The sequence below is a fragment of the Candidatus Uhrbacteria bacterium genome (assembly GCA_016699205.1).
Lineage (GTDB): Bacteria > Patescibacteriota > Patescibacteriia > 2-12-FULL-60-25 > 2-12-FULL-60-25 > CAIXDN01.
In genome coordinates this window covers 621,154-636,524 of the sequence record CP064964.1, presented here as the reverse complement: position 1 = coordinate 636,524, position 15,371 = coordinate 621,154, and the positions used below count along the sequence as shown (strand labels likewise).

Sequence of the window (15,371 nt, the reverse complement as noted above, 5' to 3'; positions counted from 1 at the left end):
GAAGCTGACGCCGTTCGCATCTGCGAACGGCGTTTTCATTTGTCAGTATTTTTACAAGCGATCACTTCACTAGACCATTGACAAAACAATATTATTCTGGTAAAGCCACATTGTACTTTGAAAGGAGACGATGATGGACAACCCGCAGCCGATCGATCTGGAGCAGGATCTCGTGGATCACTACCACACGGATGAATTCACGTCGGATGTCGATCTCGACGAGGTCGAAAATAAACTCAGGTGGGAGGCCTGCCGTGGCATCCGTGAAAAAGGCAAGGGCTCTCAAGGCGACATTGACTCGCTCGAGAGGAACCCCGCCTTCGCGGAGCACGACGGTCGACTCTACTTCTGGTTCAAGTCCGAGTACCGCGGTCGTAAGTGGGGTTACATCGGGAGGATCCCCACGGATGTCCAGAAGCAGGGCGAGGAAGCGATCAAGCTTCACGTCGAAGCACGCAAGAACGCGAAACTCGACCCCATCAAGAAGCAGATCGACGAACACGATCGCTTCTGTGAGAACTCGAACGTCGAGGTCACCGTGGAGCACGATGGTCAGATCCTGCGAGGCAAGATCCTCAGCGGGGACGGACGCTACTACGCGCTCCGCATGGAGTCCCCGTATCAAGTCGATGCGCCTCGCCTCGGTGGCTACAACCAGTGGTCCGCCCAGAGTGGGGTCTACATGTTCTCGCACGATAGCGAAGGAAAGCTTTGCTACAGCGAGCACTGTCTCAACGGTGCAAAGGACGAGCTCATTCGCATGTACAAGGCCGAGAAGAATCGACGCAAGCATCCGAACATCATCTCGCTGGCAGACCGGCTGAACCGCGGCTGACTACAAGAACGCCCCCGTTTCTCACGGGGGCGTTTCTCGTTTATTTAATACACTCCGTTCGCAGCCATTCCAAGGTTCGGCGGTTGCGCATCGTGACTTTTACGTAGTCGCGATAGTCCGGACTTGAGACATGCGCGCGCGATTCTTCTTGCTCTGCTGGCAAGTTTTCAAGAATGCGGTCGATCTCGGCATCCACTTCTTCATCCGCGACATCGATATCATTCTTCTTGGCAAACGCTTTGATGAGCACAGCCGTTTGAATGCGGCGGATCGCCTGCTTCACAAAGTCGAGTTTGAGATCAGCTTCCGTCTTTTTGATGGACGAAAGATAATCATCCCATTTCATTCCTTGCTCCTCGATGCTGTGCTGCAGCTCATGCTGCATGCGGCGCACTTCCTCATTGATCAAAATTTCCGGAACTTCCGAGAAGCTCGCTTGTGCAACAAGTTTTTCCAACATCTCGATCTCGGCCGCGTCGGAACTTCGCTGATCCATTTCCTTCTGCATGTTCTCCTGAAGTTTCTTGCGCAGCTCATCCATGGTCTCGATACCGATACCCTTGGCAAACTCGTCATTCACTTCCGGCATCTTCAACTCATGCACGGAATTGGCCTTCACCTTGAAGTCGACATCCTTGCCTGCCAAATGCTTCTGGAAATATTCCTCAGGGAAAGGGAGAGCAAACGTACGCTCCTCGCCAGCCTTGATACCCTCGAGTTTTTGCGTCAACCCAGGGATATATTGCGGTTCCGACAAGTAAACACGGTAATCACGTCCCGTGCCGCCCTCAAGCGCAACATGATCACGCGACATCTCCATATCAACGATCACCAAGTCATCCATGGTCGCAGCGCGGTCTACGAGAACCTCGGTGCGGCGCATTTTGCGCATTTCATCGACCGCATCCTCAACTTCCTTGTCCGTGGCCTGCTTGGTCTTCTTCTCAACAGCGCAGTCTTTGATGACCGGCATTTTGGTGACTTCCGGTGCAACAGGAGAGATCGTCGTAAATTTGATGGACTGGCCAGCCGTGAGCTGATCAACAGAAACAGCCGGGGAACCAACCGTCTCAAGCTTCTCGGCGATAACAGCCTTCACGTAATAAGCGCGCACGATACGCTCGAGCGCCATCTCAAGAATCTTCATCTCGCCAACCATGCGTGAAACATCGGCATAGGTAGCTTTGCCTGGACGGAATCCCGGCATTGGTTTGGCCGTGGAAATCTCGACCACCGCTTCTTCGCGATAGGGGGCAGACTCTTCCCACGTAACTTCAAATTCGATTTTGGCCTCCGACTTAGGGAGTTTGGTTACCGTATACATATATATAGGCCTCGAACCTACGCGTTTTCGTCGATCACGTCAACCCTCGTAAATACGAAACGCCGACCCGGTGATTCCGGGTCGGCGCAGGCAGTTTTAGGACTTGCTAGTCCCGTAGTCCTTGGTGCGAATGACGCCCAAGTCTTCGAGGCGATCGATCGCGTGATTCGCGGCGGCGTCGTACTTACGCCAGAAGCGCTCACGCATCTCCGCGGACTTGCGGCGTATGTCGGCTGCGCGCTCCTTGATCTCGGTCGGTGCGAGCATGAGCAGGACGGCAACAAAGATCACGGTACGAGTCATTTCTCCTCCGGTCGGTTGATGTGGATCGGGAGATACGTGTGGGTTGGACGATTGAGGTTGTCCTGCCAGCGCGCGCGGTACTCCTGAAGCTGCTGGGCAAGAGCGGGCGGATTGTTCACCGGGTGAATCGGTATGATTTGGTTCGGCTCGATGCTCTTGGAGAGCCGCTTGAGATTCTCTGCCGCCTCGAGAAAAGGGAAATTGTCCCAAAAACTCCCGAGGCTAATCTCCCAATCCACGCCGATTTGCGGAACCGAATGCCCGGTCAGAGTCACAGAGTGCTCGCGTTGGCTCGTATGTCTGACCGCGCCAATCATCTCATCGCGCTCGTCGATCGAGAAGTTGATCTTCGCAAGATCGTTGAGAAGGTCGATGGTCTGATCGGCGTAATACTGGTGCCAGCAATTCTCGACACCCGCGTAGCTGTCGCGAATCCAGACTTCGCATACGCTCGACGGATCTCGATACGCGCCGTGGAATCCGATAGGCTTGACGCCGCGAACCACGATGCAGGCATCAATTGAAAGCAGAGCCGGCATCTTCTACTCCTTCTGCGGTGGAATGGATTGTCGATCAGGCTCGACGCGCGTAGACCGACCCTCTTCGCCAAACACGATCGTGAACGAGTCGTTCGGATCATGCTGATGAATTCGGTAGGCGTACTCGAGTAGCGGCTGCATGCGTGCAATCCACTCGATCGAGACCATCACGCCGCGCGTTCCTTGATAGGACGTACGCAGTGGCAGCTCGACGCTGGCCGTGAGACGCTTGGTTACGCGATACGGTCCGACGGTAAACGTGAGCTGGCCTTCCCTCATGGAGTTGGGTAGAAGCGGCCAATGAAAGACGATCTCATGCGCTGTTTCGGGCGAGATCGAGTAGCAGACGCTCTCGTTATCTCGAAACCAGAACATCCCTCGGTGAACCGTCACTTGCGGGAGTAGCAGCGGAACATCGCTCATAGCGACCTCCTAAGGTGCGCCTCCAACCTACATTATATTAAGGACAAGTCAACCCTTGCACATTTCCCTGTTCTCCTTTATTCTCCGCGCAAATATGGCTCTCCAAATCGGCATCGTCGGTCTTCCAAACGTGGGCAAATCCACGCTGTTTTCTGCGATCACCAAAAAGCAGGTCGACTGCGCCAACTATCCGTTCTGCACGATCGATCCAAACGTCGGCGTCGTTGAAGTTCCGGATGAACGCCTCGCTGTCCTGTCCAAGATGAGCGGCAGCGCCAAACTGATTCCGACCGTGATCGAATTCGTCGATATCGCCGGTCTCGTAAAGGGAGCTTCCGAAGGCCAAGGCCTCGGCAACAAATTCCTCGCCAACATTCGCGAGACCGACGCCATCGCCCAGGTTGTCCGCGCATTTGAAGATTCTAATATTCTTCACGTCGACGGCTCCATCAACCCTCTGCGCGATGCCGACACGATCAATACCGAGCTCGCCCTCGCTGACTTGGATGTTCTCACCAAACGCTCCGGTACCATCGAGAAGCAGATGAAGAGCGGCAAAACCAAAGAGTTGGAAGCAGAAGGCACTGCTGTCGCCAAAGCGATCCAGAACTTGAACGCCGGCACCATGCTCCGCGATGTCGAGTGGACCGATGACGAGCGCTTCTCTTTGCGTGTCCTTCAGCTTCTCACGATGAAACCGATGTTGTACGTCGTAAACGTCAGTGAAGCTCAGCTTGGCGATGGTTCTTGGAAAGAACGCGTCAAAGACCTGAAAGGCCGCATCGTTCCTGTCTGTATCAAGATGGAAGCAGACCTCTCCACCATGTCCGACGACGAGAAAAAAGAATATTTGGAAATGGCCGGCCAAACCCAGAGCGGCTTGAACAAACTGATCCAAGAAGCCTACGATGTCCTCGGTCTCATCACATTCCTGACCACAGGTGAAGTTGAAACACGCGCCTGGACCACCAAAAAAGGATCAACCGCTCCTCAAGCCGCTGGCGTCATTCACACCGACTTTGAAAAGAATTTCATCCGCGCAGAAATCACGCCGTATACGGACTACGTGGAATTTGGTGGAGAAGCCGGTTGCCGTGAAAAGGGAAAGACGCGCATCGAAGGAAAAGACTACATCATGCAGGATGGCGATGTTTGCTATTTCAGAATCGGAGCATAAGGATTGACAGAGCCGAACGTTCCGTGGAACGGAGTAGAGAGTGAGCGCGATCAAGCCGATTTCATTCTGGAAATTCTCCGGGTGGCTTTTTGCCGCATTTCTTTTAGGCATCGCTATCCATAGCCCATGGCCCTACGCATCCATCGGCATGCAATATCTCTCGATCGCTTCTGCTCTAGCGTTATTCATCGCTCTCCTTTTATCAAAATCCATTTTTCGTTACGTCTTTCTCGTCACGCTCGCTTTCTTGTTAGGTCTTTGGCGTTTTGAATCTTCATCAATTCCGCCCAACCTCCGCTTCCTCGATCCAAGCGGCTTTGCTTACACGCGCAATGCCCCAAATCCCTACCGTGACTATCTCTCAGGCCGCATTCGCCAAGGCTTGCCCGGCGATGAAGGCGCTCTCCTCGCGGGAATTCTCTACGGAGAAAGAAGTCTCACCAAAGAATCACGCGATGCATTCCGCACGGCCGGCATGACGCATCTCGTCGCTGTCTCGGGTTCCAACGTAATGATTGTTGTCATGGCCGCGATGCAGCTCTTTAATCTATTTCATCTTTCACGCAGAAAAGCCTTTTTACTTTTAACGGGTGTTCTGATCGCCTTTGTCTGGCTCGTCGCGCCTCAAGCACCCGTAGTACGCGCGGCAATTATGGGTTGGCTGGTAGCACTTGCCCCCGTCGTTGGCCGACTACCATCAACGAAACGTCTGTTACTCGTAGCTGCTTCGATCTTTGCTGCATGGAAGCCGTGGTCGCTCGTTTACGATCCCTCTTTCGCACTTTCATTCCTGGCAACCCTTGGCCTCATGACTTGGGGCCAACGCTTTGACGAGTATTTTGAAAAGAAGATTCCTTGGGATGGTATTCGCGAGGGCGTCTCAACCACGCTCGCTGCTACGTTAATGACGACGCCATACGCCGCTTGGGCTTTTGGACAAGCGACCGTCGTTGGCATCATCACCAATCTTTTTGCCATCCCTCTCATCCCGTGGGCGATGGGCAGCGGTCTCATCGCGCTCGCAATACCATCCTCGCCATTCACGCTCCCAGCCCAAGGATTTTTATCCGCACTGCTATGGATCGCAACGACCGCCGAGAATATCGGTTGGGGTTCTTGGTCGGGTTTAGGTGTAACTCCATGGTTCATGATCGGTTGTTACATCGTTATTTGGTGGGCATGGAAAAAGTTATCCACGCGTCGTTAAAATAAAACAATCCACAACCCAAATTTCAATTCTGTCAGCGCATGCGGGATGTTTTAATCGATAAACAATATCAATAGAGAGACCGGCTCTTAATGTCTGCAAGATTTTTACATGAAGAAATGTTATGTCAAAAAAGACAAACAACTTTTTTGACGCGCCTATCGTCAATTCCTATTCTGGAATCAGACACGAGGGAGTCAAAAGCCCGTATGTGTCGCGGACATTCACAAGTTCCGAACGTCGGAACAAGAACAGTGCATTGCTGGTTGAGGGATGCGCTCGGGAAATAACCGGCCCGAGTGGTGTCCATGATCCGGACCGTTCCATGCTTGCGGTTCTAGGTCATGCCGAAAGGCTGGTTGGACAATGTGCGTTGCCGGACGGGGAGTGTTGGGTTGGGCGGGCAAAATGACTCTGACTCATCAGTGGTCGTGCCGCGCCTGACTCGATGCTGGTAGGACGACCAACTACCTCCTGTTCCGGTCGAGATTCTGCGCCGGGTAATCCCCGGCCGTGCCTACAATGAGTGTTGGGTGCGGTCGGGAGGTTCCCATGCGTCGATGGTTCATCTATCTCTTGGTCAGTTTCAACTTCATCTTTCTTTGGCCCGCAATCGCCGGATGCGCCAAAGGCGGCGAGAGCTTCAGTCGTCGTCGCGACGGCGGAAGTACGAGGACATTCGACACGCTCGATGCCCGCTCGCCGCCGAGTGCCACGGACGCTTTCCGTCCATCGGACATCGCGGTCTCTGTCGATGCAGCCACGCGTCCTGTCGACGCATTCGTCCCGCGCACGCCGATGCGCGAGTCCTGCAACGGCACAGACGATGACCTCGACACTCGTGTCGACGAAGATTTCCTCTGTCCGCTCGGCAGAATGGGGGAGATCTGTGTCACGAGCTGCGGCGTCAACGGCTATCGCGAATGCGAAGCGCCAACCTGCTCCTGGAGCACCTCCTGCCACACCTTCGACGAGATCTGCGGCGACACGCTCGACAACGACTGCAACGGTCTCGTCGACGAAAGCTGTAGCACTAACCCCGCAACCAGCTGGGTCTGTGAAGAGGCGATGACCCGTATTCATCTCGAGCCCAACACGCGCCTAGGAGTTTGCGCCGAAGGTTGGACGCTCGTCCTTTGGGGAGCAGGTGGCGCCTCGGAAGAGTATCGTTCAACGCCCGGCGATACGCTCGATGTCGCAATCCGTGACGACTGGCTCGGCTGGGCCGCCTTCACCGCCTTCTGCGGTGACTGGGACGGCGTTCGTCGCTGGGATTCCCTCGAAGGATCTCGCGCTACAGATGCCGGGGTCACCGTCACGATCGATGGCCACACCGTTCCTGTCCAAGTCTGCTACGACCCCGGCGGAGACATCATTCGTCCTCTCGTTCCAGTTCAATGCGGACTGCCCGCATGTCCCGGACGTTCCTACTGATCACGAGGGGCCCCATGATCTGTGGGGTCCCTTTTCTAATCATTTCACGCGGCGCGCAACACGCGTCTCGCTACATATTTATGCCAACCGCATTTCATTCCAAGCTAAAAAATTCAATTGATAAAATGGTGGACGATGCATATTCACTAAGCCTTCGATTTCCCAAGGATGAGATCCATGGCGCGGTAAGCCAGCTCAGACGCGCCGCGCTCTCAGTAGCTCTGAACTATACCGAAGGATTCGCAAGGAAGAGCCGTGCAGTAAATCGCAACTTTGCCGACATTGCTTACGGTTCCGTTCAGGAATCAAAGTACATCGTAAGCTTTGCTGTGCGACAAGGTTGGTCGACCGATGCGGATGTAAAAGGTCTTTTGGAAAATTTAGACGAGGTAGGTCGTATGCTCTGGGGAATCCTAGCGCGTTCTATAAAGAGTGAGGCGAAGCTCGATAAAGCTGCTGATAAGACTGCAATGTCGCGTGCAGCGTGAAGCGTGTAGCGCGAATAAGACTTATCCACACTTCACATGCTCATGTCGGAGATATAACGTATAGAACATAAATCGAACACCCATATATGGCAAAAAAAGTTAGCGACGAACAAAAAGGCCGATCAGCCGCAGCCCAAACCGCAATCGATCAGATCAAAGAAAAGTTCGGAGACGGTTCCATCATGCGTCTTGGGGAAGCCCGCAAGATGGAAGTCGACGCCATTCCAACTGGTTGTCTCTCTCTCGACCTCGCCCTCGGCGTATTCGGTGTCCCGCGCGGCCGCATCATAGAAATTTACGGTCCAGAAGCTTCTGGTAAGACAACGCTCGCCCAGCACATCATCGCGGAAGCACAAAAGATGGGCGGCATCGCCGCTTTCGTCGACGCAGAACACGCTCTCGATCCAGACTACGCTCGCAAAATCGGAGTAAATGTCGATGAAATGCTCATCTCTCAGCCAGACACGGGAGAACAAGCGCTCGACATTGTAGAAACGCTGGTTCGTTCAAACGCCATCGACGTCATCGTCGTCGACTCCGTTGCCGCTTTGACGCCGCGCGCAGAAATTGAAGGTGAAATGGGCGATCACCACATGGGTTTGCAGGCGCGCCTCATGTCGCAAGCCTTGCGTAAGCTCACGAGTATCATCTCGCGCTCCAAGACCACGGTCATTTTTATCAACCAGATCCGTATGAAAATTGGCGTTGTATTCGGAAACCCGGAAACAACGACGGGCGGCACCGCTCTCAAGTTTTACTCTTCGATGCGTATCGAGGTTCGCCGCTCGGCCCAGATTAAGATGGGGGAGAAGATCATCGGTAACCGTGTGAAAGTAAAAATCGTGAAAAACAAGGTCGCCGCTCCGTTCCGCACCACGGAATTCGACATCATGTACAACGAGGGCATCTCTGTTCCGGGCGACTTGCTCGACGCGGGTGTAGAACTCGGCGTCGTGAACAAGTCCGGCAACTCCTACTCCTTTGGAGGCGAGAAGCTCGGTGTCGGCCGCGAGAATGCCAAGCTCGCACTTAAGGAGCGCCCAGCCCTTATGAAAGAAATGCGTGAAAAAGCCATCGCGACCTGGCAGGAACGTGAACAAAGTGGCTTATCTACGACAAAGGCCGACGCTCCCGAGGATGAATCCGAGGAGGTTCCGCCTGCCGAGTAAACGTTTAAGCATTAACCTGATAGAATAAGGCGGTTATGGCCCGACGGAGGAAGCCCGCGCTCGATCTAGCCTTGGATTCGGAAACCGGCAAGGGAGTAGCAGTAGTCCTGCTATTCTTCTTGTCGTTTTTCCTTTTGCTTTCCATGTTCGACCTGGCCGGCGCCTTTGGTCGTGCTTTGAACGATGGCGTCTCCTATGTTTTTGGCTGGGACAAGCTCATCGTTCCGTTCTTGCTCATGGCTTGGGCTTATCACATTCTCGCCCCGGATCGTTTGCCGATCCGATTCAGCAACGTAGTGGGTTTTTTGCTTTTCTTCATTACACTTAATCCGCTTGTTCACGCTGTCACATTCCCTGACGCCAAGCCCGTAGCCGATGCGGCGCTCATGGCAGCTGGCGGTAAGCTCGGGGAAATCGTTGCGCTTCCGCTCACAAACATGATGGGCCTCGCCGGAGCCATCGCCGTGCTCGTAGCGCTCTTTGTTATTTCCTTGCTGCTCTCTTTTAATGCCTCGCTAAAACAGATCTTGTTTTTTGTCGATCTTATTTTAAAGAGCGTGATGAGGTTGGTTCGCGCGATCATGTCGCCGTTCCGAGCCTGGAGCGATTCCCGAGCCCGCGCCTCAGAAGCCGCCCTTCTCCGCCAAGGCCAAGCTCCGATGATCGCCAAAGAAGAAGAGAAGGAAGAAACGGATGAAGAGGTGGAGAGTGATGGTTCTGAAGAAGAGGAAGAAGGGTCAGAGGAATCCGATGAGGATGAGGAGGATGAAGAGGAAGAAGGCGTCATGAAGACCGCCAAACCAAAGCGCCGCCAAGCACGCATCGAGATTCCATTTGAATTGCTCGAGCGCCGCGACCAACGTCCAACTTCCGGCGACATCGTTCACAATCGTGAAGTTATTCGCCGCACGCTCGAGACCTTTGGTATTCCTGTTGAGATGGCAGAAGTCGCGGTCGGCCCTACCGTTACACAATTCGCTTTCAAGCCATCCGATGGCGTTAAGCTTTCGCGCATCACGGGTTTGCACAACGACTTGGCACTCGCGCTTGCTGCTCACCCAATCCGTATTGAAGCTCCAATCCCAGGTAAGTCGTTGGTTGGTGTTGAAGTTCCAAACCAAAGCGTCGCAACCGTTGGCCTCCGTGAAATGCTCGAGTCCAAAGAATTCCGCGATCGCAAGACTCTGCTCTCATTTGTCCTCGGTCGTGATGTATCCGGCAAGCCTTGGATGGGCGATCTCGCCAAGATGCCGCACTTGCTTGTCGCCGGCGCTACGGGTTCTGGTAAGTCGGTTTGTTTGAATATCATCATCATGTCGTATCTGTATGCGCTCGGTCCTGACGACGTGAAGTTCATCATGGTCGATCCAAAGCGCGTGGAATTGCAGGTCTACAATGGCATTCCGCATTTGCTCACGCCTGTCATCACCAAAGTTCCTGAAACCGTAAACTCGCTCAAGTGGGCTTTGCGTGAGATGGATCGTCGTTATGATTTGCTCGCCAAGCACGGCGTACGCGATCTTTTGACCTATAACGCAAAAGTCCAAGACAAGATTCCGTATCTCGTTATCTTGATCGACGAGTTGGCCGACTTGATGGCTACTTCCGCCTCCGACGTAGAAGGTCCGATCGTGCGACTCGCGCAAATGTCTCGCGCTGTCGGTATCCACTTGGTCCTTGCAACGCAGCGTCCTTCCGTCGATGTCATTACAGGTTTAATCAAAGCCAACATCCCTGGCCGCATCGCTTTCGCTGTCGCGTCCGCAACAGACTCGCGCACCATTCTCGACCAGCAAGGTGCAGAAAAACTTCTTGGTCGTGGTGACATGCTTTATTCCACGGCGGACCTCTCTGTTCCAAAGCGCGTTCAAGGTGCCTTTGTATCGGAAACAGAAATCGCCCGCGTTGTAGAATTTGTAAAATCCAAATACGAACCTGCTGATTACGACCTGTCTGTAACCAATCGTCCTTCCGCGGGCCCGACGATTTTCGGTGACGATGGTTTGGCCGCAGAAGATTCCGATGAACTGATCCCTGCTGCCAAAGAAGAGATTCTCCGTGCCGGAAAAGCTTCCGCTTCTCTCTTGCAGCGTCGTTTGAAAGTTGGCTACGCCCGCGCCGCGCGTCTGCTCGACCTTTTGGAACAAGAAGGCTTTATTGGTCCGGGTGACGGAGCTAAGCCGCGTGAAATTCTCAAAGCGGATTTCTTGAAAGACGAGATGCCGCCAGAGCTTCCAGAGGAAGAGGAGGTTGACGAAGAAGGGTCGGACGAAGAAACTGCACGGTAGGTATGGCCTTCGTCTTAAAACGCGTGAATGGTACCGGGAAACTAGGTCCCGACCTGATTGAGTTACGCGAGCGTGCCGGACTTTCTCTGGAACAAGCAGCCCGTGTCGCTAAACTCACGCCATCTTTTTTGCGAGCATTGGAAAATGAAGATTGGAGCGGACTGCCTGACCCCGTCTACGCAGAAAAGTTGTTGAAATCCTACGTCTCTTTCTTTGGCGTCAACGAATCTTATTATCTCCACAAATTCCGCGAGGGTCTCCGCACACGCGAGATCAAACGCAACCCGGCCGACTTTTTACCGCGTCCCGTAAAGCTTGGTGCCACCGCGCTCGTTGTCACGCCGCGCATCATCGCCGCCGCCGGTTTTCTCTGTTTCGTTTTTTTGCTCGGCGGCTATGTCTACGCCCAAGCCCGCTCCATGTCGCTTCCTCCTGATTTGGAAGTTGTTGCTCCGATCGATGGCCTTCGTGTTGATGATCCGCATGTCGTCATCGATGGAAAAACGCTCTCCGGTTCCATCGTATCCATCAACGGCGTTGAGGCAACCGTTCGTCCAGACGGCCGCTTTTCACATGATCTAAACGTTCCACGTGGAACAACACTGATTCGTATTGTTTCGCGCCGCCGTCACGGTGCGGAGTCCGTAGAAGTCCGCCGCGTGATCTACGACCGAGCTCCCGTTACCTCGTTTCCCGTTTCAGAAGAGGCAGAATAAAAAATCATCCACCAAAACCTGCAAAGCAGCGCCACGCCGAGTGTGGCGCCTTTTGTGTCGTCAGGAGAGAGATCCGCGAGTTCGCCAGATCGGCAAACGCATGGGTAGACGAGACAAGAGGAGCCGATAGCGTACGGAGCTCCGCAGGTTTTGAAGGACGATACGGTTCTTTGAACGTAACGCAAACGCCCCGTTCCGACAAGAGTGTCAGACGGGGCGATGGAGAGATAAGGTGCGACCAATAGGAGGTCAGCGCCTTGTACGACGGTTGAGGACGGAGTGGATATCGTCGGCGACGAGGTAGATGAATACGAGCGTTGCCATGAAACCCATCATGAACGCACGTCCTCATCAGGCTCGTCGATCGCCGCGGATCCGGAATCCATCATCCGCTTGAGGAGGTCTTTCGGAATGGGTGCAACGACCGTCTGGTCGCTGTTTCCTCGTTCCTCGTTGTGGCCAGGTGGTGGCCACGTACTGACAGGCGTCTTTCGATCATCATTCATTCTGTTAACCTCCGGGGTTGATACGCTATCAGAAAACAGGAAGATTGTCCAGAGTAAGTATATTCAAGAAACGAACAAGCCCCCGCTCCACAGATAGTGGAACGGGGGCTGTCCAGAGTGTGGGCGGATCTGCATCCGCCTCGCGTTCAGTTCAGGCCTCGGCCGTCGGCGGCGAGCTGGGCTCGCTGCTGTCGGTCTTGGCCTCCGCCGCGGTCTCGCCCTCGGTCTTCACCTCGGAAGTGTCCTTGCGGCTGCCGCGCGGCTTGCGGTCGCGCTTCGGCTTCGAGGTCTGGTCGGCAGCGGGCTGCTGAGCCTCGGCCTTCCGTTCCTTCTGGACCTGGCGGCCCGCGGGGAGCAGGAGCCGGCTCTTGCCGCCGATCTCCTTGCTGCTACCGGCGACGATCTCGTGATCCTCCTCGATCGTCTTGCGCCAGCGCGACTCGAGGATCTTGTAGTAGAGGTTGGCGATCACGCGGATCATCGAGAGCGGCATGTAGACCGCGAACCCGATGTCCTCGTACGAGTTGAAGATTGCGGTCTTCTGCTCGTAGTCGACGGTGGGCACCCGAGGCTCGGCCATGTAGACCCAGCCCAGGAAGCTCGCGTTGACCGCATCCTCGCTCGCACCGCTGACGACGCGCTTGTCGACGCGCTGACCACGCAGTGCCAGCTTGTGTCGGCGCATGATGCGGTCCATGCGGTCGTCGCCGGAAGCGGCCTGGAGCATCTCGTTCATGAAGAACGTGTTCACCAGAGCATTGCGTCCGTCCTTCCGTGCCGGATCGACGATGTAGGCGGACATCTTGCCCTCCTCGAGCTTGCCGCCGCGGCCCTTCACCATGATCTTGAGCTTCTCCTCACGGCTCGTGTAGACGCCGTGGGTCAACTCGCGAATGGTCTCGTTGAGACCGGGCGTGAGCTTGTCGAACTCCGCGAGCTTCTCGTCGCTGTCGACGTAGTCCTCGTGGAACACGCGCAGCGTGACCGAGGCACGGAGCACCATCGCGGGCGCGTCATCGACCTCGACGAGCGGCTTCTCCTCCACGTTCTGCACCTCGTAGAGGAAGCGCTTCGTGGAGAAGCGCGCCGCAGCGCCCTTGCTGGGTACCGGGAAGCGGAAGGAGACGATGTTCGCACGCTGATCGTTCTGGCTGGTCATAATTGCCTTTCTCCGCCTAAGCGGATGGGAAAACTGAACGTTGTGGTTTTGTTGTGAAGTTACAGCCTCGCCACCATTTCACCGGCGCAAGGTTTTTGTTTGGGGTTGAGACGCATCATTGTCCGAGGGTTATGTAACCTCGCAGGGCGTTTCAGAGTCCGCGTAAACGGATTCCCCCCGATACATTCATCCTGTCATTCCCGCGAAGGCGGGAATCCAGTCTGATAAATATATTGGGTGGAAGATCTCGTTGTGGAAACGAGATCCTCTCAGGTTAGAGGTTGAAGGTTCAGCGGCGCCGTCGTTGGACGATCGGCTCCGCGGTCTGCTTGAGATCCCGATGCTCGCGCACCAGTTTCTCGAGTGTCTGCACGCGATCGCGCAGGTGCTGGCGCATCTTGTCCGGGTCTTCTTCGATCCCGTAGTAGATGTCGCCGACGTTCCTCCGTTTGCTCCAGGCTTCATCGAGCAGCTTCATGAGCTGCGACGATGCCGTGGGCTTGAGCGGTGCATCCAGCATTTCGAGATCGATGTCGAACGGATCCGACGAAGCGATTTCGTACGTCGACTTGATCTCCTCGATGCGCCGTTTGGCGCTCTCGACCTCGAGCGTCGAGGAGTTCTTCTCCGTCGACGCCAGAGCTTCGAGCTTGGCGAGCAGCTTGCGCTTGGCCTCTGTGGAGGTCCTGGGCGTCTGCACGCTCGCCATCTTGAACTGTTCCTCGCGGGTCACCTCGGCCTGCAGCGCGATCTCGTGTAGATCGGCACTGGCAAGCCGATGGAGCATCTCGTAGAACTCGTCGTCCGTGATGCTCGTCAGGTCCGTCTGCTTGCGCAGACGGGCGATGACGTGGAACCCCGTCTCGACGAGAAGCTGCTTGAGCTCCCGCCGATAGGTATCCATGTGATGCAGCTCGTCGAGCGCATCCTTGAGCGAGAAGATCAGGCAGTGATACCCGATCCACGTGCTTTCGCTGCCCTCGCAACCATCGTCACTCATGACGAAGGGTGCAAAGCGCGACGTGACTCGATAGACCGTATCGATCGTTGTCTGCACTTGTGAAAAACCTCCTAGGAACCGATGTGGCTCCCGCTCCGATGCGCGATAGATCGCGATCCGGAGTGGGAGGCCGAGACAGACAAGCTGTTTTGTCTGGCCTCGGCCACAGGGTTTCTGATGAGCGCGGACAAGCACGCATCATCAGAAGTGTGAGGAGTTGATTAGCTGCGGCCCCGTGAAGGGGAATCGCTGCCGATCACCTCGGTCAGGTTGTGGGGAGCGAGTTCTGCGGCTTTGCGCCGCAGCTCGGCCCGCTGCCTGGCCAGATCGGCGGGGATGCCGTCGAGCTGGTCATTCAATGTCGTGATGTGGAGCGCATGTGCTTTGGGGGAAAGCCCCGCATACACGAGCACCATCTCGCCGGCCACCTTTTCTTCGAGACGACGCGCAAGGCGCGCCTCGAGCTCGCGCCGATTCTCTCGGGCGAGGAACTCGTCGATGGCGTGAATGGCCATCTCCGAGTATCCGTTGTCGTCTTGCTCGCTCTCCAATCCGACGGAGTCGTCGGACCGTGCCTGGAGGAACAGATCATTCACTTCTTGCGAAGTGAGGTCGCGCGCAACGAGGTCCATGTCCGGACCATGCTCGCGCACGTTCTCGGACTGATTTGCGGCGTCCCAATCTTGGAACGTCGTGAGAATGAAACCTCGTTTTGCCACGGGACCTCCGTAATATTGTTGTTCGTTTGTTCCGGGCGGAATCGCCCAATTCCGACCCGGAAGTTCCTGGAGGCCTGCATCAAG

General features: G+C 55.2%; 15 protein-coding genes. 8 read left to right on the top strand and 7 right to left on the bottom strand.

The annotated features are described in order from the left end of the window. The first annotated feature begins 133 nt into the window (after window positions 1–133). Entirely contained in the window at window positions 134–835 is a 702-nt protein-coding gene (locus IPH19_03250; protein QQR60408.1) for a hypothetical protein, read from the top strand. A 40-nt stretch (window positions 836–875) separates the two neighbouring features. Here the strand turns inward: IPH19_03250 and tig are convergent, their stop codons facing one another. The 4 genes from tig to IPH19_03230 all read right to left on the bottom strand — a co-directional run bounded on the left by tig (window position 876) and on the right by IPH19_03230 (window position 3,424). Further along, window positions 876–2,159, bottom strand: coding sequence for a trigger factor (tig, locus tag IPH19_03245; protein QQR60407.1), 1,284 nt, complete (start codon window positions 2,157–2,159; stop codon window positions 876–878). 96 nt (window positions 2,160–2,255) lie between these two features. Then, window positions 2,256–2,462, bottom strand: a complete 207-nt coding sequence (locus tag IPH19_03240; protein QQR60406.1) for a hypothetical protein — start codon at window positions 2,460–2,462, stop codon at window positions 2,256–2,258. Beyond that, window positions 2,459–3,001: a hypothetical protein gene (locus IPH19_03235; protein QQR60405.1), complete on the bottom strand. Its 543-nt coding sequence runs from the start codon at window positions 2,999–3,001 to the stop codon at window positions 2,459–2,461. Before IPH19_03235 ends, IPH19_03240 begins: the two co-directional genes overlap by 4 nt. Before the next feature lie 3 nt (window positions 3,002–3,004). Further along, entirely contained in the window at window positions 3,005–3,424 is a 420-nt protein-coding gene (locus IPH19_03230) for a hypothetical protein (protein QQR60404.1), read from the bottom strand. Window positions 3,425–3,518: 94 nt separating this feature from the next. On the opposite strand from IPH19_03230, the gene ychF reads away from it, so the two are divergent. The 7 genes from ychF (at window position 3,519) to IPH19_03195 (ending at window position 11,903) form a co-directional block, all read left to right on the top strand. Continuing rightward, complete coding sequence (gene ychF / locus IPH19_03225; GenBank protein ID QQR60403.1) at window positions 3,519–4,601, top strand: redox-regulated ATPase YchF; 1,083 nt, start codon at window positions 3,519–3,521, stop codon at window positions 4,599–4,601. 40 nt (window positions 4,602–4,641) lie between these two features. Continuing rightward, window positions 4,642–5,808 (top strand): ComEC/Rec2 family competence protein, encoded by a 1,167-nt coding sequence (locus IPH19_03220; protein QQR60402.1) that lies wholly within the window; start codon window positions 4,642–4,644, stop codon window positions 5,806–5,808. Between the two features lie 552 nt (window positions 5,809–6,360). Then, a complete protein-coding gene (locus IPH19_03215) occupies window positions 6,361–7,242 on the top strand; it encodes a hypothetical protein (GenBank protein ID QQR60401.1) in 882 nt (293 codons plus the stop codon). Between the two features lie 80 nt (window positions 7,243–7,322). Next, on the top strand, window positions 7,323–7,730 hold the full coding sequence (locus IPH19_03210) for a four helix bundle protein (GenBank protein QQR60400.1): 408 nt from the start codon (window positions 7,323–7,325) through the stop codon (window positions 7,728–7,730). Window positions 7,731–7,816: 86 nt separating this feature from the next. Further along, the gene (recA, locus tag IPH19_03205) at window positions 7,817–8,899 is read left to right on the top strand and encodes a recombinase RecA (GenBank protein QQR60399.1); all 1,083 of its coding nucleotides are present in this window, start codon (window positions 7,817–7,819) and stop codon (window positions 8,897–8,899) included. Between the two features lie 35 nt (window positions 8,900–8,934). After that, a complete protein-coding gene (locus IPH19_03200) occupies window positions 8,935–11,187 on the top strand; it encodes a DNA translocase FtsK 4TM domain-containing protein (GenBank protein ID QQR60398.1) in 2,253 nt (750 codons plus the stop codon). 2 nt (window positions 11,188–11,189) lie between these two features. After that, entirely contained in the window at window positions 11,190–11,903 is a 714-nt protein-coding gene (locus tag IPH19_03195; GenBank protein QQR60397.1) for a helix-turn-helix domain-containing protein, read from the top strand. A 657-nt stretch (window positions 11,904–12,560) separates the two neighbouring features. Here the strand turns inward: IPH19_03195 and IPH19_03190 are convergent. The 3 genes from IPH19_03190 to IPH19_03180 all read right to left on the bottom strand — a co-directional run bounded on the left by IPH19_03190 (window position 12,561) and on the right by IPH19_03180 (window position 15,287). Beyond that, complete coding sequence (locus IPH19_03190) at window positions 12,561–13,568, bottom strand: hypothetical protein (GenBank protein QQR60396.1); 1,008 nt, start codon at window positions 13,566–13,568, stop codon at window positions 12,561–12,563. Window positions 13,569–13,857: 289 nt separating this feature from the next. Beyond that, window positions 13,858–14,568 (bottom strand): hypothetical protein, encoded by a 711-nt coding sequence (locus tag IPH19_03185; GenBank protein QQR60395.1) that lies wholly within the window; start codon window positions 14,566–14,568, stop codon window positions 13,858–13,860. A gap of 221 nt (window positions 14,569–14,789) precedes the next feature. Further along, window positions 14,790–15,287 (bottom strand): hypothetical protein, encoded by a 498-nt coding sequence (locus tag IPH19_03180; protein ID QQR60394.1) that lies wholly within the window; start codon window positions 15,285–15,287, stop codon window positions 14,790–14,792. Window positions 15,288–15,371: the final 84 nt, after the last annotated feature.

Excerpts from the sequence above, each read along its gene's own strand:
- IPH19_03250 (QQR60408.1), top strand. The coding sequence starts at position 134 with ATGGACAACCCGCAGCCGATCGATCTGGAGCAGGATCTCGTGGATCAC.
- tig (QQR60407.1), bottom strand. The coding sequence starts at position 2,159 with ATGTATACGGTAACCAAACTCCCTAAGTCGGAGGCCAAAATCGAATTT.
- IPH19_03240 (QQR60406.1), bottom strand. The coding sequence starts at position 2,462 with ATGACTCGTACCGTGATCTTTGTTGCCGTCCTGCTCATGCTCGCACCG.
- IPH19_03235 (QQR60405.1), bottom strand. The coding sequence starts at position 3,001 with ATGCCGGCTCTGCTTTCAATTGATGCCTGCATCGTGGTTCGCGGCGTC.
- IPH19_03230 (QQR60404.1), bottom strand. The coding sequence starts at position 3,424 with ATGAGCGATGTTCCGCTGCTACTCCCGCAAGTGACGGTTCACCGAGGG.
- ychF (QQR60403.1), top strand. The coding sequence starts at position 3,519 with ATGGCTCTCCAAATCGGCATCGTCGGTCTTCCAAACGTGGGCAAATCC.
- IPH19_03215 (QQR60401.1), top strand. The coding sequence starts at position 6,361 with ATGCGTCGATGGTTCATCTATCTCTTGGTCAGTTTCAACTTCATCTTT.
- IPH19_03210 (QQR60400.1), top strand. The coding sequence starts at position 7,323 with ATGCCAACCGCATTTCATTCCAAGCTAAAAAATTCAATTGATAAAATG.
- recA (QQR60399.1), top strand. The coding sequence starts at position 7,817 with ATGGCAAAAAAAGTTAGCGACGAACAAAAAGGCCGATCAGCCGCAGCC.
- IPH19_03200 (QQR60398.1), top strand. The coding sequence starts at position 8,935 with ATGGCCCGACGGAGGAAGCCCGCGCTCGATCTAGCCTTGGATTCGGAA.
- IPH19_03195 (QQR60397.1), top strand. The coding sequence starts at position 11,190 with ATGGCCTTCGTCTTAAAACGCGTGAATGGTACCGGGAAACTAGGTCCC.
- IPH19_03190 (QQR60396.1), bottom strand. The coding sequence starts at position 13,568 with ATGACCAGCCAGAACGATCAGCGTGCGAACATCGTCTCCTTCCGCTTC.
- IPH19_03185 (QQR60395.1), bottom strand. The coding sequence starts at position 14,568 with ATGAGTGACGATGGTTGCGAGGGCAGCGAAAGCACGTGGATCGGGTAT.